The following is a 21498-nucleotide window of genomic DNA, read 5'->3' on the forward strand; positions in this document are numbered from 1 at the left end:
GCCATGCGTATCGCTATTCGCCACACATCGCACTATCAGTACGATCAGCCGGTTCCTTATGCGTTGCAACGCCTGAGGTTGCGTCCGCAGTCCTGCCCCGGCCAGACCGTTCTCGACTGGCAAGTCACGGTCGACGGCGTCGAGCCGACCGTCTCTTACGTGGACGGTCTGGGTAACCATGTCGATTTCGTGCGCTACGAACGCAACATGCGCGAGATCGCCATCGTGGCGGCGGGAACGGTCGACACGGAGGACCGGGCCGGGATCTTCGGCACGGTCGACGGTCTTGTTCCGCCCTGGATCTTCGAGCGCGAGACGCCGTTGACCCGGGCAGGCGAACAAGTCAAAGCGCTTGCTGCCGACCTGCGCGCCGAAGGCGCGCAGCTTCAGTCGATGCATGCGTTGATGAGTACGATCCACGACCGGATCGCTTATCAGCCCGGCACGACCGAGGTGAGCACGGATGCGGAGACGGCGTTGCTCAACCGTCAGGGCGTCTGTCAGGACCACGCGCACGTCTTCATCGCCGCGGCGCGGGCGCTCAATGTGCCGGCCCGCTACGTCTCGGGCTATCTGCTGATGGACGGCGTCGCGAAGCAGACGGCGAGCCACGCATGGGCGGAGGCGTATCTCGACGGACTCGGCTGGGTCGGCTTCGATGCGGCCAACAACACCTGTCCGGACGAGCGCTATGTGCGCATCGCCACCGGCCTCGACTATCGCGGCGCGATGCCCGTATCCGGGATTCACACCGGGCAGGGTGCCGAGACGCTGACTGTCGAGATCAGCGTGTTGCCGTCCCAGGCATCCCAGAGTCAAAGCCAGCGCCAGAGCTAAAACTGACGGACCGATGTAACGCTTTATCAGCGCTTGCGCTGGTGAGGTATGCGTATTTGTTTTTAACCACGCTTTCAGGGAGGCGGTATGTCAAATTTGGGTAGCGCAGTGAGCGAGATCAACGGCTCATCGGAAGACATTGCACACGCTTCCAACTTGGACGCGGAGCCGGTGTCCGGCAAAGTGCGCGCGCGTCTCAAGCGCGCGAAACAGAAGGCGGCCGATGCGCAGGTCATCGTCATCGAAAAGGGGCGCAAGTCTGCCCGGGCCGCCAACGACTATGCGCATGACCGTCCATGGACGACGGCCGGTGTGGCCTTGGGTATCGGCGTGCTGATCGGCGTCTTGATCGGTCGAAAATAGTCCGCCGGGTAACTGGCACATAGCGACACCGCCGGGCCTCGATGCAACGGGACGGAGCCTGATTCGGCACCTCCGGCTGCAGGGCCCGGTGCGTCTTGAGATTCGCGACGCCAGACCCCGGGGTGAGGCAAGCGTGCGCGCTGCGCTCCCGGAGAGATTGCTGGTCCGGCACATCCATCCGTCGAATAAAAATAGAAGCATCTTCCATGTCCATTCACGTCGCGCTCCATCACGTCACCCACTACAGCTACGACAAGCTGATCAACCTCGGTCCGCAAATCGTGCGGCTGCGTCCCGCACCGCATTGCCGTACGCCGATCCTGTCGTATTCCCTGAAGGTCGAACCCGCTGGGCACTTCGTCAACTGGCAGCAGGATCCGTTCGCCAACTACATGGCGCGCCTGGTATTCCCTGAGAAAACCCGCGGCTTCAAGGTCACGGTCGATCTGGTGGCCGAGATGTCGGTCTACAACCCGTTCGATTTCTTCCTTGAAGAAAGTGCCCAGACGTTTCCGTTCCAGTACGACAGTTCGGTGCGCCAGGAACTGGCGCCGTACCTGGCATGCGATCCGGTCGCAGCGGCTGCGCCGGTGTTTCGCTCCTATCTGGAGGGCATCGACCGGTCGATCGAGGGCACGATAGATTTTCTCGTGGCGCTCAATCAGAAGCTGCAGAAGGACATCCGCTACCTCGTGCGGATGGAGCCCGGTGTGCAGACGCCGGTTCAGACGCTCGAACTGGGTTCCGGCTCATGCCGCGACAGCGGCTGGCTGCTGGTGCAGCTATGCCGTCACCTTGGCCTTGCCGCGCGCTTCGCATCCGGCTACCTGATCCAGCTCAAGCCCGACGTCAAATCGCTCGACGGCCCGGGCGGCACCGAGGTCGATTTCACCGACCTGCATGCGTGGTGCGAGGTCTACCTGCCGGGCGCGGGCTGGATCGGCTTCGACCCGACGTCCGGCTTGCTGGCCGGCGAGGGGCACATTCCGCTCGCTTGCACGCCGCAGCCGATGAGCGCGGCGCCGGTTGAAGGCTTGATCGACGAATGCGAGGTAACGTTTTCGCATGAGATGAACGTGACGCGCATCTATGAATCGCCGCGCGTGACCCGTCCTTACGCAGACCAGCAATGGCAGGACGTGCTGTCCCTCGGGCAAGCGGTGGACGCGGATCTGCTGGCCGGCGACGTGCGCCTGACTCAAGGCGGCGAGCCGACCTTTGTCTCCATCGACGAGCGCGATGGCGCCGAGTGGAACACCGAGGCGCTGGGTCCGACCAAGCGCGGCTACGCGACCGAACTGGTGCAGCGGCTGCGCGCGGAATACGGGCAAGGCGGTTTCCTGCATTTCGGCCAGGGCAAGTGGTATCCGGGCGAACAGTTGCCGCGCTGGGCGCTGTCGATCTTCTGGCGCGAGGACGGTCAGCCGGCCTGGAACAACCCGGCGCTCTTCGCCGACGAGCGTGAACCTTCGTCCTATACGGCAGCCGATGCGCAGCGTTTCATCGCGGCGCTGACCACCCGTCTTGGCCTCGACGGCGAATGCATCGAGCCGGGTTACGAGGATGTCTGGTACTACCTGTGGCGCGAACGCCGGCTGCCGGTCAACGTCGACCCGTTCGATTCACGTCTTGACGACGAACTCGAACGTGCCCGCCTGCGCAAGGTATTCGAGCAGAAACTCGACAGCGTGGTCGGCTACCTGCTCCCGCTCAAGCCTTCGGAGAAGGCGCCGGGTCTCGGTGGTTCGCGCTGGCAGACCGGACCCTGGTTCTTCCGCGACGAACGCATGTATCTGTATCCGGGCGATTCGCCGATGGGCTATCGCTTGCCGCTGGACTCGCTGCCCTGGGTGAGCGAGAGCGACTATCCGTACACGGTCGAACAGGATCCGTTCGCGCCGCGCACCGCGTTGCCGGGCACGGCGGCGCTGCGCGCACGCTATCCAGGCACGGCCGGTGTAGACGGCGGGACGTCCTGGGCGGCGGGACGAGACGAGCGCATGAGCACGCGCACGCTGATGCAGCCGCTGCGCGGCGGCGTGGGTCGCGACGCTGAGGGGCCGGGACGAGCTGACGAAGACACACGCTATCCGCAACACCACGAATCGGCCGCGTGGATCACGCGCACGGCGCTGTGTGTCGAAGCCCGCGCGGGGCACCTGTACGTCTTCATGCCGCCGCTTGCCGCGCTCGAAGACTATCTCGATCTGCTGGGCGCGGTCGAACTGACCGCCGGGGAACTGGGCGTTCGCCTGATACTGGAAGGCTATCCGCCGCCGCGCGACGCTCGGCTGAAGATGCTGCAAGTCACGCCGGACCCCGGTGTCATCGAAGTCAACATCCATCCGGCGCATGACTTCAACGAGTTGGTGCAGCGTACCGAGTTTCTCTATGAAGCGGCCTACCAGTCGCGGTTGTGCAGCGAGAAATTCATGGTCGACGGCCGTCACACCGGCACGGGCGGCGGCAACCACTTTGTGCTCGGCGGTGCGACGCCTGCCGACAGTCCGTTCCTGCGCCGCCCCGATCTGCTCGCCAGTCTGATTGCGTACTGGCACAACCATCCGTCGCTGTCGTATCTGTTTTCGGGGTTGTTCGTCGGCCCGACAAGCCAGGCGCCGCGCGTGGACGAGGCGCGAAACGATCAGGTTTACGAACTGGAGCTCGCGTTCAAGGAAATCGAGCGCAACAAGCTGCTGTTTGGCGCCGACATGCCGCCCTGGCTGGTCGACCGGGTGCTGCGCAATATCCTGATCGACGTGACGGGCAACACGCACCGCAGCGAGTTCTGTATCGACAAGCTCTACTCGCCTGATTCGGCGACCGGGCGCCTCGGCCTGCTCGAGTTGCGCGCGTTCGAGATGCCGCCGCACGCGCGCATGAGCATCGTGCAGCAACTGCTGCTGCGCGCCCTGATCGCGCGCTTCTGGAAGCAGCCCTACAAGGTGCGCTTGACGCGTTGGGGAACGGAGCTGCATGACCGCTTCCTGTTGCCGGCTTTCCTGAAAATGGACTTCGACGACGTGATCGCCGAGGTGAATGAAGCCGGCTACCCGTTCGACCCGGCGTGGTTCGCGCCGCACTTCGAGTTCCGCTTTCCCTTGTATGGGCAGGTGGCGGCGCGCGGCATCCAGCTCAGCCTGCGCGGTGCGCTGGAACCGTGGCACGTGATGGGCGAGGAGGGCGCGCCCGGCGGCACGGTGCGCTATGTCGACTCGTCGCTCGAAAGGTTGGAAGTGCATGTGAGCGGGCTCAACGACAATCGCCATGTCGTCACCGTCAACGGGCAGGCGCTGCCGTTGCAGCCGACCGGCACGGTCGGCGAATACGTGGCGGGTGTGCGCTACAAGGCATGGGCGCCACCGTCGGCCTTGCATCCGACCATCGGCGTGCATGCGCCCTTGACCTTCGACATTGTCGACACGTGGATGAAGCGCTCGCTGGCCGGTTGCCAATATCACGTCGCGCACGCGGGAGGCCGCAACTACGACACGTTGCCGGTCAATGCCTATGAGGCCGAGAGCCGGCGCCTGGCGCGCTTCTTCAACATGGGCCATACGCCGGGCAGGATGGAGGTCGAGCCGGCCATGCCGAGCCGGGAGTTCCCGTTCACCCTGGACCTTCGGCATACGAGCCAGACGAGCCAGACGAGCCAGACGAGCCAGACGGGGCGCTGAGTGAGTTGCATCGCGCGAGGACCGGCCGGAGACGTCGGCCCTCGTCGCGAATAGGGCGGGCCCATGCGGGCCAGGCCGGCGCGCGAGCGGCTTCGCCGGCTGCGTGCGCAGCGGGAGTCGCACGCGTTGCGCGTGAACCACCACAATGACAAAACGAGATGTTGGAAGTGCTTTCTACCCAAGCAAATGGTCCGGCGTCCGACGGTAGCTCAAGGGCGGCGCCGATTCAGACCGGCTCAGGCCAGGGTGTCGCCGGATCGGCCGCCGATCGGGCTCGCGTCGCCGAAGCCGGTCAATACGATGAACTGCGTGGCAGCGCGGACGCGACGCAGACCACACCGCTGACGCCGCCGTGGCGCGAATTCTTCACGCAGTTGGGCGGCGAGGGCCTCGCCGGCCTCGACAAGCGCGTCGAGGCGCTGCGCCGCCGCGTGCATGACAACGGCATCACCTACAACGTCCATGCCGATGTCAGCAACGGGGCCACGCGGCCGTGGTCGCTCGATCTGTTTCCACTGCTCATCACGCCGCAGGACTGGGCCGGCATCGAGCGCGGCGTGCTGCAGCGTACGCGGCTGCTCAATGCGATGCTCGACGATCTTTACGGGCCGCAAACCATCCTGCGCGACGCATTGCTGCCACCCGCGCTGGTGACGGGGCATCCCGGTTATTTGCGGCCGATGCACGGTGTGCGTCCCGCGGGAGGAACGTGGCTGCATATCGCCGCGTTCGATCTTGCGCGTGCACCGGATGGCGAATGGCGCCTGGTGTCGCAACGCACCCAGGGGCCATCGGGGCTCGGCTATTTGCTGGAGAACCGTCTGATTGTCTCCGGTCTGTTTCCGCAGCCGTTTCACAGTCTGCGCGTGCAGCGCCTCGCCGCCAGCTATCGTGCTCTGCTGCAGAGCATGCAGGACATGAGCCCGGCGGGGCGAAACTCGCGCATCGTGCTGCTGACGCCGGGACCGCTCAACGAAACTTACTTCGAGCATGCTTACCTTGCCCGCTACCTTGGGCTCACCTTGGTGGAGGGCAGCGATCTGTCCGCGCGCGACAATCGTCTGTACCTGAAGACACTGCAGGGGCTGGAGCCCGTGCATGGCGTGCTCGGGCGCCTCGATGACGACTATCTCGACCCGCTGGAACTGCGCTCGGATTCCGCGTTGGGCGTGCCGGGACTGCTGCAGGCGGTGCGCGCCGGCAATCTGCTGCTCGCCAATGCGCCTGGCTCGAGCTTCCTCGAGTCTCCCGCCATGCTGGGCTTCCTGCCGCGGCTTGCTGAGTGTCTGCTGGGCGAGCCGCTGCTCCTTTCGGCGGTGCCGACGTGGTGGTGCGGCGAGCGGCTCGCCTACGACGAAGCCATGCCGCAGCTTTCGCAGTGCGTGATCAAGCCGACGTATCCGGCCGGTGTTCAATGCGGTGGCCGGTTCGAGCCGGTCATCGGCGGCACCTTGTCGGAGCCGATGCTCAACGAGTGGCGCGCGCTCATCGCCGCGCAGCCGGACAACTACACGGTGCAGACCTATTTGCCGTTCTCGCAGGCGCCCACCTGGCAGAGCCATGACGCGGCGGACAGCGCGGCGCATGAGCGCATCGTGCCGCGCCCGGCCATGCTGCGCGTCTTCGCGATTTCGGACGGCCCAGGCGCCTGGCGTGTGGTGCCGGGCGGGCTCACGCGTATTGCGAGCCGCGATAGGTTGTCCAATGTGTCGATGCAGCGAGGCGGCAGCAGTGTCGACACGTGGGTGATGACCGAGGGCGCCGTCGATGCGACGACGATGCTGCGCGAACATCTCGGCCCCGACGACCTGATTGCGCGATCGCGTACCGTTTCCAGCCGTGCTGCCGAGAATCTGTTCTGGCTCGGGCGTTACACCGAGCGCGCGGCGAACAGTGCCCGTCTCGCGCGCGCGGCGCTCGAACGCCTCAGTGTGGAGGCCGACGAGGAAGGCGCGGCGCAGTTGCATCTTCTGGATGCGCTGTGCCGGGAAAACCGCATGATTCCTGGCGAGACCTTGCCTGCCCCGCAGGCGCCGCGCGAATTCGAGCGTGCGCTGCGCAAGGCGCTGGTGAGCAGTGACGAAGGGCTGACCAGCGTCGCATTCAGCCTGCGGGGCATGCGCTCCACGGCGACGGCGATCCGCGAGCGCCTGTCTGTCGAACAATGGCGGCTGATCGAGGAGGCGAGCCAGCACTTCAGTCAGTCGGGGCAAACCGGAGGCCGCGAGCGTGAATCGTCCAGTCACGAGACGCTGCGCGCGCTGGCGCGCCTGAACATACACCTGGGCGCCATCACCGGCGCGCAGACCGATCACATGACGCGCGACGACGGTTGGCGTTTGCTGTCGATCGGGCGGCAGATCGATCGTCTGGAGTTCCTCGGCACCGTCCTCGCAACGGCATTTAGAACTGGCGCGGTTCATGAGCAGGACGGCTTCGAACTGGTGCTCGAACTGTTCGACAGCTCGATCACGTTTCGCTCGCAATTCCAGCGACGCTTTGACGTTGCGCCGCTGATCGACCTGCTCGTGCTGGACACCGACAACCCGCGCTCGCTGGCCTGGGTGGCACAGACGCTGCGCGGACGGTTATCCAAGGTGGAGCGCGCTGACCGCCACGCGCTATCGGACCTGGCTCGAATCATTCCGGACGTTGCGAGCTGGCCGCTGCGCGAATTGTGCAATCCAGGCGAAGACGGTCTCTACGGACCGCTGCTGGATCGCCTGAACGCATGTTGCGAGGCGGTCTGGAAACTGTCCGACCGTATCGGCGAGCGCTATTTCAGCCATGTGCGCGAAGCCGAAACGACGCTGTGGGGCTAATGAGAAATTAATGATGGACATATCCGAACTATCCGCTCGCGAGGATCAGCATGGCGATGAAGGGCGCTTGCTGCGTGTAACGCACGATACGCACTATCAATACTCTGCACGGGTCGAATACGCGCAGCATCAGTCGTGGCTGCATCCACGCGAAACGTCTCGCCAGCAGGTGCTGGATTTTTCGCTCGACGTCAAACCCTCGCCGGATTTGATCAACACAGAGATCGACACTTTCGGCAATCGGCGTTACTTCTTCGCGCTCAACCAGCCGCACGACGAACTGCTGGTGCGCAGTCGCAGTCTGGTCCGCGTGCTGTCGCCGCGACTGGCGGCAGCCGCATCCGGCGAGCGGCCGCCGGCGATCGTCGATCCCTCGATCTGCAACGCCAGTGCCTGGGAAACCATCCGATCGAGACTTAGCTATCGTGCGGGGCAAGCGTACGATCCCGCCAGCGAATTCACTTTTGCTTCGATCTATGTCGCCCGCCACACTGAACTGGCTCGCTATGCGGCGCCCAGTTTCACGCCAGGTCGCGCGCTCGTGCAAGCGGCCTGGGAGCTGATGCAGCGTATTCACGAGGACTTCACCTACGCGTCGAATAGCACCGAGGTGACGACGACCGCACTCGACGCACTGGCGATGCGGCGTGGAGTCTGCCAGGACTTTGCGCATGTGCTGATCGGCGCGCTACGTTCGCTCGGCCTTGCGGCACGCTATGTCAGCGGCTATCTGCTCACTCAGCCGCCGCCCGGCAAGCCGCGGCTGATCGGTGCCGACGCTTCGCATGCCTGGGCCGAAGTCTACGATCCGGCGTGGCCCGAGGACGGCGGCTGGCTGCAACTGGACCCGACCAACAACCGCGCGCCTGGCGACGATTACGTGGTGCTCGCGACCGGCCGCGACTATGCGGATGTGGCGCCGCTGCGCGGCGTGATCCGCGGTGGCGGCAGTGAGCATGCGCTCACGGTGGGCGTGACGGTCGATCCGCTCGACGAGTCGTTGGATGCGTGAGAGGTCAGCGGCCCTAAAGGCATGGCGGCTTGGTTCAGACTGCGTCGGCGGTTCCATTCAAGTGCACGAAGGCATCTGGCTTGGTAGCGGCAAAGAAAAAGCCCGCCGAAGCGGGCAACCATGCTTGTGACACGGGAGGAGCTAATTGGGCCACGCGTCGTTCCCAACAGCTGGACCAGCCGTCGATCAGTGCGCACCCGCCGCTGCGTCGCTCGAACCGCCAGCCTTGCCAGGCTTCGTGATCCAGATGAGCGGGATGATGATGATCATGACGATCGCCGCGCCATAGAACACGTCGTTCAGCCCTAACATGGCGGCCTGCGACTGCACCGTATGATCGAACAACGCATACGATGCTTGCTGGCTCAGGCCGAGCACGGAGTGATAGGTGTTGATTTGCGCATTGAATATCGGGTTGGTCGGACTCGACTGCTGCGTCAGGATTTCATGGTGCATGATCGTCCGGTTGTTCCACACGACGCCGGCCAGCGAGGTGCCGATGCCGCCGAAGAACATGCGTCCGAAAGTGGACAGGCCGGCAGCAGCGGGCACCTTTTCAGGCGGTTGCCCCGACAGGATGATCACGGTCAGCGGCGCGAAGAACAGCGCCATCGGAATACCCTGCAGCAGGGTCGGCAGAATAATGTATCCCTCGCTGAGATCCGTGTAGAAATACGAGCGCATGTAGTAGACGATCGCGAAGCCGATAAACGCAAACGTGCCGATGATGCGCGCGTCCGAGCGCGGCAGGATCTTACCCATGATCGGTGCGCCGATCACCGCAAAAATACCTAGCGGCGCGGTCGCGAGCCCCGCATCGACTGCCCGGTAACCGAGGTACTCCTGCATCCACTGCGGAAGCAACACTAGCGTGCCGAAGAAGATGCCATACGCGACGGCAATCGAAACCGTGCCGCCAAGGAAGTTGCGCTGCTTGAAGAGGGTGAGGTCGACGATGGGGTTTTTCTCCGTGAGCTCCCAGACAATGAACAGCGCAAGGCCCACAGCGGCTACGATCGTCAGAACGATGATCGTGTTCGACGAGAACCAGTCGAGATCCTTGCCCTTGTCCAGCATCACCTGAAGCGCCGCGACCCAGACGATCAGCAGCACGAGTCCGACTACATCGATGGGCAGCTTTTTAGCCGGCGTATCGCGCTTGCGATAGAGAATCCAGACCATCGCGGCGGCGAATAGCCCGACCGGGATGTTGATATAGAAGATCCATGACCAGCTGTAGCTATCCGTCACCCAGCCGCCGAGTGCCGGCCCCACAATCGGCCCGGTCACCACGATCATTGAGAATAGCGAGAGTGCCAGCGAGGACTTCGCTTTTGGCCACGAACTGAGCAGCAGTGCCTGGGACATCGGAATCAGCGGTCCGGCCACGGCGCCCTGCAACACGCGGGCAAGAAGCAGGATCGGCAACGTTGGCGCAATGCCGCACAGCCACGATGCAAATACGAACAGCAGGATCGAACCGACGAACAGGCGAACCTGCCCCAGCCTCTGCGTCAACCAGCCGGTCAATGGGATCGCGATTGCATTCGCGGCAGCGAAGACGGTGATGACCCATGTGCCTTCATCGACCGAGACGCCCAGGTTTCCCGAGATGGTCGGAATAGCGACGTTGGCGATCGATGAGTCGAGCACGGTCATGAAACCCGCGAGGCCCACGCTTAGCGAGCCCAGGGCGAGTGTCGCCCCCGTAAGCGGGGGGTGATTCGGATGATGGGTGGTCATGGTGATACGGCTGTCCTGTGTCTGGCAAGAAAGGCGCGGCGTCTTTCACGCGCCGCGGTCCAATGAGCGGGGCTCATTCGTTTTCGGCGATGATTCGCGCGATCGCGGCATCAGCCTCGTCGCCATACTTCGCGAAAACGTCGGTCTTATAGGTCGACGTGGATTCCGTACCGAGTTGGGCAACGGCAGGATCCTTGACGTCGACATCCACGTTCATTGACAGACCCACACGCAACGGATGCTTCTCCAGTTCCGCGGGTGGAATCTCGATGCGCACCGGCAGCCGCTGCACCACCTTGATCCAGTTGCCCGTCGCGTTCTGCGCCGGCAACAGCGCCAGTGCCGAACCCGTGCCTGGCGTAAAGCCCACCACCTTGCCGTGATAGACGACGGAGGAGCCATAGACGTCGGCCGTCAACTCGACAGGTTGTCCGACCCGGATGTGACGAAGCTGCCATTCCTTGAAGTTCGCATCGACCCAGACCTGCTCGAGCGGCACCACGGACATCAGCGATGCGCCGGGCGACACGCGCTGCCCGACCTGAACCGAGCGCTGCGCGATATAGCCGGTCACGGGGGACGGCAACGTGGTGCGCGCATAAGCCAGGTAGGCGTCACGAACGCGGGCGGCGCTTGCCAGGACGTCCGGGTGCTTGTCGACCGACGTGTTGGCCGTCAGCGCGCGATTGGCGCCAAGCTGTTGCCGGGCCGCCTCGAGCGCGGCCTGAGCCGAGCTGACCGCGTCGCGTGCGTGGGAGATTTCCTCGTCCGACACAGCCCCCGTCATGCCGGTGGAAAGGCGGCGCTTCAGATCGTCCTGTGCCTTCGAAAGATCCGACTGGCGTTCGGCGATATCTGCACGGTATCGGTCGTCGTCGGCATACAACCCGTGAACCCGGCGAACGGTTTGCCCCAGATTGGCCTCGGCCTGTTGCAATGCGATCCTGGCGTCAGCGGGATCGATCTGGACGATCGGTTCGCCCTTCTTGACGATCTGCGTGTTATCCGCATTGACACCGATGACGGTCCCCGTGACCTGCGGCGTGATTTGCACGACGTTGCCGTTGACGTATGCGTCGTCGGTATCCACGTGGAAACGGGCCTCGAGGAAGTAGAAGGCGCCATACGCAGCGCCGGCGATCGCAAGCGAAGCGGCAAGCAGCGAGAGCAGCAGTTTGCGTTTGCCAGGCTTCTTTTCCGGTTCTTTATCCGACGGTGACTGAGGTGCGTTCATGTGTAGCTCCAGTAAAATTTGAGGTGCGCGCTCAGGCCGTTACGCCTGAGCGCCGATCGGGTCGTTCAGTGAGTTGCCGTGCCGTGGGCCTGCGCGGGAATCGGTGTCTCCGCATTCGCGGCAAGGCCGGCGTGCGAAGCGTCGAATCCGCCGCCGAGTGCCTTGACCAGTCCGATCTGCATGCCGCGGCGATCCATTTCGAGGTTGACGACGGCCGTTTCGGCTGCGAGCCGGTTGTCATCCGCGTTCAACACCTGCAGTTGCTGGTTCAAACCCGCCTTGTATCGAACGAGCGCCAATTGATAGGCTTGCGATTGCGCATCCAGTGCCTGCTGTGCGTCGACCAGTTGACGGTCGGCCGAGTGGATCTGCGTGACCTGCGTGGCGACGTCGGACAAAGCGTTGATCAACGTCTGGTTGTACGTTGCGACGTCGTAGTCGAAATCGGCATAGCGGCCCTTCAGTTGCGAGCGCAAGGCGCCGGCATCGAAGATAGGAAGATGGATGGCCGGTCCCGCCTGAAGCTGGTGGCTTCCGGCCGTGAGGAGCCGGCCCCAGCCAAACGCGTCAAGTCCCGCCGCCAGGGAGAGGTTGACGTCCGGATAGAACTCAGCCTTCGCTTCCTTCACGTCGTGGATTGCCGCATCCACCCGCCAGTAGGCCGCAACGATGTCCGGGCGGCGCGAGAGCAGGTCGGCGGGCAGGTTGTCGGGAAGCGCGACGCCGGCGCCTTCGCCGAGCGACGGATTGGCGATCTTGAGACCGCGGTCCGGCCCCGCGCCAAGCAGGGCCCCCAGCTGGTAGCGCACGGTCGTAATCTGGCCGTCGAGGTCGCTGACGCTGGAGCGGCTCGTTGCGGTTTCGCCATAGGCGGTCTGCCGCTCCACGTTGGTGTCGAGTCCCGCGCCAACACGCCCATCCGTGATTCGCCCGATGTCCTCGCGATTCTTCACTTCCCGGACTTCGATATCGCGCAACGCATAGAGCTGCGCAAGATGGTTGTAGGCGCTTGCCACCGAAGCGGCCACGGAGATGCGCACCTCCTCGGCCTCGGCGTCGGCCACCTTTTCCTGCGAGATGGCCTGACGAAGCTTCTCCCGATTCTTGCCCCACAGGTCGAGGTCGAACGAAGCACTGGCGAGCACGTTGTTCTCGCTCTGCCACGTGCCGCCGTACGGAGGCGGAACGATGCCATTGCCGGTGTAAAGCTGTCGCGTCCACGCGTAGCTGCCCGTTACGTTCGGGTAGAGAGTCGAGTTGGCGCTGCCCACATATGACGACGCTTTCTCGATGCGGGCACGAGCCTGGTCGATTGTCGGATTGCCCTGTAACGCCTCGTCGATCAAGGCCGGCAGTTGCGGGTCGCCAAACTGTTTGGCCCAATCCATTGCGGGCCACTGTCCGCCTTCGGCGGGCAAACTTTGCTTCGTCTCGAGCTTTGCGGGAGGCTCGATCTGCTTGTCGCTCTTGATGCCGGCGTAGTTGACGCATCCGGCCAGACCGAGCGCCGCTAACGCCGCGGCTATCGAGGCCAACCATGCGCTCGCTCGAAGCTGGGGTCGGTAGTGTTTCATGATGGTTTCCGTTCTCCTTTGGCTTACCTGGGTTATATGTCTTCGCATTGCTTGAAGTGCATATGCACACATTAGCGTTCAAAGCGTCACTTATCGATCTGCGAGATGAACAGGTTTGTTGCGTTGTGGTTACCTTTCGGACAGGTAGCTCGTCATGCGAAACAGTTCGCTTCGCAGATGAGTCGCCTGTTGCTGGCCGAAGCTACGTTCGAAACTGGCCTGTGCGGTTGCCCAATGAGCGGCCGCTTCGTCAAGCTTCGCTATCCCTCTTCGGGTGAGCACGACTCGCAGCCGCCGATTGCTTTGCCGCTCGGCAGGGGCAACCACGAGGCCGCGCCTGAGCAAGGGTTTAAGCGCCCGAACGAGGGTCGTTCTGTCCATCACCATCGCTTTGGCCAGTTCGGCCATGGTCAGATTCGTACAACGACTCAGCGTCCTGAGAACGCTGAACTGCGTCGGCGTGATGCCCGCCTCGGACAAATGACGTTCGTAAAGCTTTGAAATATGTCGAGAGGCCTGACGCAGGGCAAAACAGTCGTCGTCCGGAAGATCGTTTGAGTGCATACGCACAGAGTAATCCGGCCCCCGCCGGGATGCGATGCTGGCCGGGTTATCAGTTTGTTGTCGTTTCGTGTACCAATTGCTCGCGGAACAACTAGGAACTGGGCCGGGCGCCGGCCGGGCCCGCGCAGCGTGGTCCGGATCCGGTCGGCCTTGTCACCGGACAGGGCGGCCGATGCTGCCCTTTATATTTCCGACGCGCTTCGCAGGTCGATTTTGCAGGTCGTTTTTCCGCACTAGCGCGCTGTCGCCAGCGTCTCGAAGAAGGTCGCCGCGTAGTCGATAAACGCACGCACCTTGGCAGGCAGCAGTGTCCGGTTGCTGTAAGCGAGCTGGATTTCGACGCTGTCGTCGACAAGCTGTGAATCGGTGAGCAGCTGCACGAGCTTCCCCGAGGCCAGTTCTTTTTCTACAAGGGCTGCCGGCACGATACCGATTCCGAAACCCTGCAGCACCATTTCCAGATTGAAGGCGGGGCTGTTCGACGAAACATCGAAGCGCAGCGGAATGTTCAGCTCGTCCTCGCCGATCCGGAAACCGATGACAGGGCGACGAATGGAAGGCGACATCGACACAAAAAGATGATCGGCGAGTTCCGATGGATCTCCTGGTGTTGACGATGCCCGCAGATACTGCGGCGTCGCGACAATGACAACCGGAATGCGCTCGAGCAGACGCACAACCGTCGTTTCGCTCGTCAGCATGTGCGGAAGAATGATGCCTAGGTCGAACCCGTCGCCGACCAGATCGACGGGCCGCTCCGTCAACGTCACGTCGAGCGTGACCTTCGGATGGGCACGCTTGAACCCGGCGATCAGGGGAACCAGCCGGCTTACCGTCGCCGTCGTGTGGGCGACAAGGCGCAAGACGCCACCTGCTTCCCGTGTCTGGTTGGCCACGTCGGCTTCGAGTATGTCCAGATCGTCCAGGATACGCACGCAGCCTTCGTAGAATCGTTCCGCGGCTTCGGTGAGCGAGACCTGTCGAGTCGTCCGGTTCAACAGCCGGCATCCGATCCGCTCTTCCAGCCCCGCGATTGCCCGCGACACCGCTGGGCGAGCCAGCCCGTGAATATCCGCCGCGCGGGTGAAACTCCTCAGTTCGACCACCGACCGGAAAATGCGCAGGCTTTCGATATATTCCATGATGAGATCTCTTCGACCAGCGGAAAGAAAGGACTGACGGAATGCCGTTTTCAGCGCCGCAGGAAGTTCCAGTTGCGGACGATGTCTCCCACGGTATTCCGTAGAGTAGGCAACGCTCGAGCCGGCGACAGAAAGCAGTCTATGCCATAGCGGCTCCGTCTTCCTTCTCCGATCGTCACGTCGCATTGCGTAGACCGCTCGAAAATCGCTTGACAGTCTATCTATGAGTAGATAAAGTTCGATCCATGGAACCGACAACGACAGTGCGCGAACAGATCCTCGACCACGCAATCACGCTCATCATGCTGCGTGGTTACAACGGTTTTAGCTACCGTGATCTGTCCAGCCTGGTCGGCGTAAAAACCTCGAGCATCCATTACTACTTTCCGTCGAAAGACGATCTGGTTCTGGAGGCGGTCAATGCGTACAGCAGCGAGGTATTAAACGCTCTCCAAGGCATTAACGCTTCGTTGCCGGCGGATGCAAAGCTGAGCAAGTACGCGAAGCTGTTTGGCAGGACCCTCGGCGACGGCAACCAGATCTGCCTGTGCGGCATGCTGGCAGCGGACATCGAATCGCTGCCCGACAACATTCGCCAGGCCGTGCAGGCGTTTTTCAAGGCGAACGAAAACTGGCTCGCCAAGGTTCTCGCGCAAGGCGTGCAAGAAAAGACCCTGGCGGTGAACGGCAAACCGGAAAACGCGGCGCGTGCGCTGTACGCGGCATTTCAGGGCAGCGTGCTCGCAAGCCGTCTGTTCCACACCAAGGCCCGGCTCGAAGACGTCGAGGCGACGGTGCGGATCGCGCGGTAAAGCTCGCGTCGCGGCTGTCAGGTACGAGGCGGTACGCCGCCTCTTTGTTTGGTCTGCCCATCTATCTTTGAGTAGATAGATGGGCGGAAAATGTGAAATAGCTGGAAAAAGCCTGGTTCGTCTGTTTAATTTCGCCGACGAATCTATCTAGTAGTAGATAGTAAGTTCAATCACTCACTCTTCTGTAAGGAGCTTCATCATGTCACTCGAAAAAGTCCTCTACCGCGCTCAAGCTCATGCCACCGGTGGCCGCGATGGCCGTGCCGTGGTGCCCGCGGGCAATCTCGACTTCAAGCTGACCACGCCGAAAGAACTGGGCGGCGCGGGCGGCGAGGGTGCCAATCCGGAGCAGCTCTTCGCGGCGGGCTACAGCGCCTGCTTCCTCGGCGCGATGAAATTCGTCGCCGCCCGCGACAAGATCGCCATTCCCGCTGGCGTCTCGATTGACGGCAGCGTCGGCATCGGCCCGATCCCGAATGGCTTTGGCATCGAAGTGGAACTGGAGATCTCGCTGCCCGGGATGCCGCGCGAAGCGGCGCAAACGCTGGTCGACAAGGCGCACATCGTTTGCCCTTACTCGAACGCGACTCGCGGCAACATCGACGTCACCCTGACGATCGTCTAAGCCTCAGCCTCTCACTGTCACGAACCGGGAAACAATCATGAAGACCTTCAAGCCTTTGCTACTCGCAGTTGCACTTGCTGCCGGCAGTGTCCTGGCCAACGCCGCGACCCCGGTCGCCTCCGCCACGCCGGATCCGATGACGAGCGAGTTCCTCAAGGCGCTGAACAGCAGCAAGGGACCGGCGCTCAGCGCCCTGTCGCCTGCGCAGGCCCGTCAGGTGTTGATCGATGCGCAGCGCAGCGTCAAGGTGGATCTGTCGGGTATCGACGTGTCCAACCGGACGATCGAGCAGGACGGCGTCAGCGTGCCGATTACCATCGTCAAGCCGCAAGGCGTCACGGGTACGCCGCCGGTCTTCATGTTCTTCCATGGCGGCGGCTGGATTCTTGGCGACTTCCAGACCCACGAGCGGTTGGTGCGCGATCTGGTCGTGCAATCGGGCGCTGTTGCTGTGTTCGTCAATTACACGCCGTCACCCGAAGCGCGCTACCCGGTGGCGATCAATCAGGCGTATGCGGCCACCCGATGGGTCGCGGCGCACGGCAATGAAATCGGCGTGGACGGCAGCCGCCTCGCGGTCGTCGGCAACAGCGTGGGCGGCAACATGGCAGCAGTCGTCACCTTGATGGCCAGGAACAAGCAAGGACCGGCGATCCGTTTTCAGGGGTTGATGTGGCCCGTTACGGACAACAACTTCAACAACGGCTCGTACAACAGCTTTCCGGATGGCTACTTCCTCAGCCGTGCGTCGATGAAGTGGTTCTGGGACGCGTACACAAAGGATCCGAAACAGCGCAATGAAATCTATGCGTCGCCGCTGCGCGCCTCCGTGGAGCAACTGAAGGGTCTGCCGCCTGCGCTCATTCAGGTCGCGCAGTTCGACGTGTTGACCGACGAGGGCCAGGCTTACGGCCGCAAGCTCGATGCAGCGGGCGACGAAGTTATGACGGTTCGCTACAACGGCACGATCCACGACTTTGGCTTGCTTAACGCACTCGCCAACGACGCGCCGACCAAGGCCGCAACCAGGCAGCTTGCCGACGAATTGCAAGCGCGTCTGAAGTAAGTCGTGCAGTCTTGACCGCGGCGCCTTGCATGACAGCATCGCGCCGCGGTTATCAGAATGACGAGGCGTTGAAGTGCTGAAGTGCGAAACGCCTGGTGCATGATGGATGGCTGTCGGCACGCATGCATGCTGAGAGTTCGCCGACAAGCTTTCCTTCGGGTGCCCCTGCAAGCTTTCTGTGTATGAGGGCGCTGTGTCCGTTCTGTGGAACGCGTGGCGGCGTTTCCCCCCGGTCTTTGTGCGGAAGATACTGAAGAAAATCTGATTGACAAGGCCTGTTCAATTAATTAACGTCCTTTAACTGAACGATCGTTCGTTAAAAGGAGGCCGTATGCAATCAGACCGTGCGCAACCGAAAGTTGCGCTGGTGATTGGGGCAGGAGATGCCACAGGGGGAGCCATCGCCATGCGATTCGCTCGCGAGGGGTACGTCGCCTGTGTGACACGGAGATCGGCGGACAAACTGGAACCTCTTGTCGCCCGGATTCGCGAGCAGGGCGGCGAGGCATTCGGCTACGGCAGCGACGCCCGCAAAGAAGAGGATGTCGTCGCGCTGATCGAACGTGTCGAAGCTGAACATGGTCCGATCGAGGTGATGGTGTTCAACATCGGGGCGAACGTGCCCTGCAGTATTCTGGAAGAGACGGCGCGAAAGTATTTCAAGGTCTGGGAGATGGCTTGTTTCAGTGCATTTCTCAATGGCCGTGAGGTCGCAAAGCGCATGGTGTCCCGAGGACGCGGCACCATTTTGTTCACCGGCTCGACCGCCAGCGTTCGGGGAGCGTCGAACTTTGCCGCGTTCGCCGGCGCGAAGCATGCCCTTCGAGCGCTCGCACAAAGCATGGCCAGGGAGTTGGGACCCCGGAACATTCACGTCGCGCACGTCATGGTGGATGGCGCGATTGACACCGACTTCATTCGCACCACGTTTCCGGAACGCTACGCCCTGAAGGACCAGGACGGCATTCTACGTCCGGAGCATATTGCCGAAAACTACTGGTATCTGCACCAGCAACCGCGTGATGCGTGGACATTTGAGCTGGATCTGCGTCCGTATATGGAGCGTTGGTAAGTCGTCGATCCTGGGCGAGCACGAAATGCGAACGTCACTTCAATGTATCGATTCCAAGCGCTTCGCCGAGGAAACGCCGGCTGGAGCTGAGGATTTCCCGGCGTGTGCGCTCGCTTTCCACGGTGCGCGCGAGCAAAAGGGCGCCGACACATTGCGCCATGACCGCCCAGGCGGCATCCGGCTCGTCGATGTGTGCGCTCCAGCTCTTCTGAATTCGCTTGAGCGATTTTTCGACTTCGTTGCGCGCGGCGGGCGTTGCACGCGCTATCTCCGGCCCGAGCGTAGGCAGTGCGCAGCCCGACTCGGGATGCAGGGCGTGATACGTGCTCAGGTAGCTTCGCAGGCGTTTGCCGAGATCGCCGCCGGGCGTGCCGTTGTCTACAGCAAGCAGGTCGGCGCTGTTGGATGCTTCCTCGCCGATCAGCGCATCGAAGAGCGCCTGCTTCGAAGGGAAGTGATTGTAGAACGCGCCTCCCGTGAGCCCAACCGACGCCATCAGCGCATCGACACTGGTGGACGCAAAGCCATCTTCCTTCGCGATAGCGCGACTACTTTCGATAAGTTTGCGTCGCGTTTCTTCTTTATGCGAGCTTGAATAACGCATGGTCGATTTTGAGGGGAAGTGAAGGTCGATTCGAGCATAGCATAACCTTCGTTAAGTTAACGATTCTTCACTATTGACCTTCACAAGGCGTCTGATGCGAGTCAGAGTCGGGACTCAGAAAAGCGGTGTCATGGAGACAAAGAGATGGTGAAAACGGTTGAGTTTTACTTCGACTTCGGCAGTCCGGCCAGTTACCTGGCCTGGACACAACTTCCCGGCATTGCGGCGGAGTTAGGGGCGGTTCTGGTCTACCGGCCAGTCCTTCTGGGCGGCATACACAAGGCCACGAACAATGTTTCACCCGCCACAATTCCTGCGAAAGGCGCGTGGATGCAATTGGACCTTGCGCGTTTTGCACGGCGCTATGGCGTTCAGTACACCAACAACCCGCATTTTCCGATAAACACCCTATTGCTCATGCGCGGCGCGACTGGCACTCAGATGCACGATGAGAAGTTGTTCCTGCGTTACGTCGACGTTGTATTTCGAGCCATGTGGGAGCGGCCCCGCAATATGGGCGACCTGCCCACGGTACAGGCTGTCCTCGACGAGGCCGGGTTCGATTCTTCCTTCCTGTTTCAGCTCGTTGCGAACCCCGCCGTGAAGGAAAAATTGAAGTCGGATACAGAGGCGGCTGTTGCGCGAGGTCTCTTCGGCGCACCGACGATGTTTGTCGGCACCGAGATGTTCTTTGGGCAGGACCGCCTCGATTTCGTCAAGGAGGCGCTGCGTTAGCGGCACATTCAGAAGATCGTAATCACTTACCCTCAACCCGAATGAAGGAGCTCCCGGTGAACCTGGAACAGATCAAGCAAGGTCTCGTTGGCGAATGGATTAGCATCGCACCCGAAATCAGGCCCAGTGCTGCAAAGAACCCGGACGGCACCCTTAAACCTTTCTACTTGCAGCGCAATTTCACTTATCTGGCGGGCGACAGCTTCGTGCTTGCGATCGTCAACTTCGCCGATCCTTACGGTAAGGTGCCGCTCACGCGCATCCTGATCAAAGGCCACGTGCAATGGCGTGGCGAACATCTGATTGTCCCGGGCGCGCAGAAGGTGGATTTTGTGGCCGACGAGGCCTATGAAGTGACTCCCCTTGTACAAGGCTTTGTGGACGTACTGAACAAAGCGGCATCCGGGGGCCATGCCGCGTGGGAGGTGGGCAAAACGCAGAGTGTGTTCGGCAAGGCCTTCGCACCCTTCGGTCTGACCGAGGGCAAAAACTTCATGGAATACGACCTGGTCTACCTAGCCGGCAACACGCTGTTTTGGGGCGCACGCCACGTGGATGGACGGGGCTTCGACAGCGAGGAGAACCGGCCCGCCAACCTGCAGATTCCGTTGCTGCGCAGATAAGGACAATCCCAGGTGCAAGTCGCCTGGCCGCGATGGCGCGTGGCCGTCATCGGCAACGGGCGGAAAGGGGCTGAAGTAGGCAACAGTTCGCGGTATTCGGCGTAGAGAGAAGGAGGGATGTCGCGAGTCGTCGTAAACGTCTGATTGCCTGTCGCGTGGGTTTCGATATTGGGGTCGCTCCATGTCCGATAGCAAAATAAACGGTATATACTGTTTATACGGTTATCAACGCGGAGAAGCATATGACAACACCCGTCACGAAAGAGCACACCAAGAAGGCGTTCCACTTCCCCAAGAGTTCGACCAGGCATGCGGTAGATGGTGCGGAGCCGGCAGCCGCGCCGGAGCAGCCGGCGGACGCGGCGCCTGTCGTCGAAAAGGCGTCCAAAGCGAAGCGCGCGGCCACTGCGGAAACAGCGGCTGTCGTCAAGAAGGCAACCAAAAAAGTGAAGCGCGCGGCGACCGCAGAAGCGAAGCCCGCCGTTAAGAAACCTGCGAAAGCGAAGCAGTCGGCCGCCACGGAAACAAAGCCGGTCGTCAAGAAAGCAGCTAAAGCAAAGCGTTCGGTCGCAGCGGAAGCGGCCCTTGTCGTCAAGAAAGCGCCCAAAGCGAAACCAGCGGCGACTGCCGAAGCGGCGCAAGCGGTCAAGAAAGCAGCCAAGCCGAAGCGTTCGGCAACCGCGGAAGCTGCGCCTGCCAGCGCTCCCGAAGCAAAGAAAGCCAAGCAGCCGAAGAAAGAGAAGGTCGTGCGCGACAGCTTCACGATGCCGAAATCGGACTACGACAAGATCGCGTCTCTCAAGCAGAAATGCCTCGACGCCGGCGTTCAGGTGAAGAAGAGCGAGCTGTTGCGAGCAGGCCTGATCATGTTGGAGTCGGCCGCGCCGCAGCGCCTGCTTGCCGCGGTGTCGTCGCTGGAGACGGTGAAGACGGGGCGTCCCGCAAAGGGCTAAACCTTGCATCGAGGTTCGATGCAAGAGGGTCCAGCGGGAG

General features: G+C 62.1%; 18 protein-coding genes. 12 read left to right on the forward strand and 6 right to left on the reverse strand.

The window, feature by feature from the left end; translation table 11 throughout:
• The first annotated feature begins 3 nt into the window (after positions 1-3).
• The 5 genes from DSC91_RS02765 (at position 4) to DSC91_RS02785 (ending at position 8711) form a co-directional block, all read left to right on the forward strand.
• Positions 4-837 (forward strand): transglutaminase family protein, encoded by an 834-nt coding sequence (locus DSC91_RS02765; protein WP_115776718.1) that lies wholly within the window; start codon positions 4-6, stop codon positions 835-837.
• 108 nt (positions 838-945) lie between these two features.
• Entirely contained in the window at positions 946-1200 is a 255-nt protein-coding gene (locus DSC91_RS38130; protein ID WP_425272029.1) for an ElaB/YgaM/YqjD family protein, read from the forward strand.
• A gap of 206 nt (positions 1201-1406) precedes the next feature.
• Complete coding sequence (locus tag DSC91_RS02775) at positions 1407-4877, forward strand: transglutaminase family protein (RefSeq protein WP_115776720.1); 3471 nt, start codon at positions 1407-1409, stop codon at positions 4875-4877.
• A 224-nt stretch (positions 4878-5101) separates the two neighbouring features.
• Positions 5102-7699: a circularly permuted type 2 ATP-grasp protein gene (locus DSC91_RS02780; RefSeq protein WP_229758275.1), complete on the forward strand. Its 2598-nt coding sequence runs from the start codon at positions 5102-5104 to the stop codon at positions 7697-7699.
• A gap of 10 nt (positions 7700-7709) precedes the next feature.
• Positions 7710-8711, forward strand: coding sequence for a transglutaminase family protein (locus tag DSC91_RS02785; RefSeq protein ID WP_115776722.1), 1002 nt, complete (start codon positions 7710-7712; stop codon positions 8709-8711).
• Positions 8712-8897: 186 nt separating this feature from the next.
• Here the strand turns inward: DSC91_RS02785 and DSC91_RS02790 are convergent, their stop codons facing one another.
• The 5 genes from DSC91_RS02790 to DSC91_RS02810 form a co-directional block, all read right to left on the reverse strand.
• On the reverse strand, positions 8898-10454 hold the full coding sequence (locus tag DSC91_RS02790; RefSeq protein ID WP_115776723.1) for a DHA2 family efflux MFS transporter permease subunit: 1557 nt from the start codon (positions 10452-10454) through the stop codon (positions 8898-8900).
• Positions 10455-10527: 73 nt separating this feature from the next.
• Complete coding sequence (locus DSC91_RS02795; protein ID WP_115776724.1) at positions 10528-11688, reverse strand: HlyD/EmrA/EmrK family protein; 1161 nt, start codon at positions 11686-11688, stop codon at positions 10528-10530.
• Positions 11689-11753: 65 nt separating this feature from the next.
• Positions 11754-13262, reverse strand: a complete 1509-nt coding sequence (locus DSC91_RS02800) for an efflux transporter outer membrane subunit (protein WP_115776725.1) — start codon at positions 13260-13262, stop codon at positions 11754-11756.
• 129 nt (positions 13263-13391) lie between these two features.
• Positions 13392-13826 (reverse strand): MarR family winged helix-turn-helix transcriptional regulator, encoded by a 435-nt coding sequence (locus tag DSC91_RS02805; protein WP_115776726.1) that lies wholly within the window; start codon positions 13824-13826, stop codon positions 13392-13394.
• A gap of 233 nt (positions 13827-14059) precedes the next feature.
• A complete protein-coding gene (locus DSC91_RS02810; RefSeq protein WP_115776727.1) occupies positions 14060-14968 on the reverse strand; it encodes a LysR family transcriptional regulator in 909 nt (302 codons plus the stop codon).
• Positions 14969-15213: 245 nt separating this feature from the next.
• Here DSC91_RS02810 and DSC91_RS02815 point away from each other — a divergent pair, with 245 nt between their 5' ends.
• The 4 genes from DSC91_RS02815 to DSC91_RS02830 all read left to right on the forward strand — a co-directional run bounded on the left by DSC91_RS02815 (position 15214) and on the right by DSC91_RS02830 (position 18543).
• A complete protein-coding gene (locus DSC91_RS02815) occupies positions 15214-15780 on the forward strand; it encodes a TetR/AcrR family transcriptional regulator (protein WP_115776728.1) in 567 nt (188 codons plus the stop codon).
• A 199-nt stretch (positions 15781-15979) separates the two neighbouring features.
• Positions 15980-16405: an organic hydroperoxide resistance protein gene (locus tag DSC91_RS02820; protein WP_115776729.1), complete on the forward strand. Its 426-nt coding sequence runs from the start codon at positions 15980-15982 to the stop codon at positions 16403-16405.
• A gap of 37 nt (positions 16406-16442) precedes the next feature.
• Positions 16443-17471 carry an alpha/beta hydrolase gene (locus DSC91_RS02825; RefSeq protein ID WP_115776730.1) on the forward strand — a complete coding sequence of 343 codons (1029 nt, stop codon included), beginning with the start codon at positions 16443-16445 and terminating at the stop codon, positions 17469-17471.
• Positions 17472-17802: 331 nt separating this feature from the next.
• On the forward strand, positions 17803-18543 hold the full coding sequence (locus DSC91_RS02830) for an SDR family oxidoreductase (protein WP_115776731.1): 741 nt from the start codon (positions 17803-17805) through the stop codon (positions 18541-18543).
• Positions 18544-18577: 34 nt separating this feature from the next.
• Here the strand turns inward: DSC91_RS02830 and DSC91_RS02835 are convergent, their stop codons facing one another.
• Positions 18578-19147, reverse strand: coding sequence for a TetR/AcrR family transcriptional regulator (locus tag DSC91_RS02835; RefSeq protein WP_115776732.1), 570 nt, complete (start codon positions 19145-19147; stop codon positions 18578-18580).
• Positions 19148-19291: 144 nt separating this feature from the next.
• On the opposite strand from DSC91_RS02835, the gene DSC91_RS02840 reads away from it, so the two are divergent.
• The 3 genes from DSC91_RS02840 (at position 19292) to DSC91_RS02850 (ending at position 21458) form a co-directional block, all read left to right on the forward strand.
• A complete protein-coding gene (locus tag DSC91_RS02840) occupies positions 19292-19882 on the forward strand; it encodes a 2-hydroxychromene-2-carboxylate isomerase (protein WP_115776733.1) in 591 nt (196 codons plus the stop codon).
• A gap of 56 nt (positions 19883-19938) precedes the next feature.
• The gene (locus tag DSC91_RS02845; protein ID WP_208645730.1) at positions 19939-20505 is read left to right on the forward strand and encodes a hypothetical protein; all 567 of its coding nucleotides are present in this window, start codon (positions 19939-19941) and stop codon (positions 20503-20505) included.
• 242 nt (positions 20506-20747) lie between these two features.
• On the forward strand, positions 20748-21458 hold the full coding sequence (locus DSC91_RS02850; RefSeq protein WP_115776735.1) for a hypothetical protein: 711 nt from the start codon (positions 20748-20750) through the stop codon (positions 21456-21458).
• The last annotated feature ends 40 nt before the right edge of the window (positions 21459-21498 follow it).

Origin of the sequence: Paraburkholderia caffeinilytica (genome assembly GCF_003368325.1) — a bacterium.
Taxonomy (GTDB): Bacteria; Pseudomonadota; Gammaproteobacteria; order Burkholderiales; family Burkholderiaceae; genus Paraburkholderia; species Paraburkholderia caffeinilytica.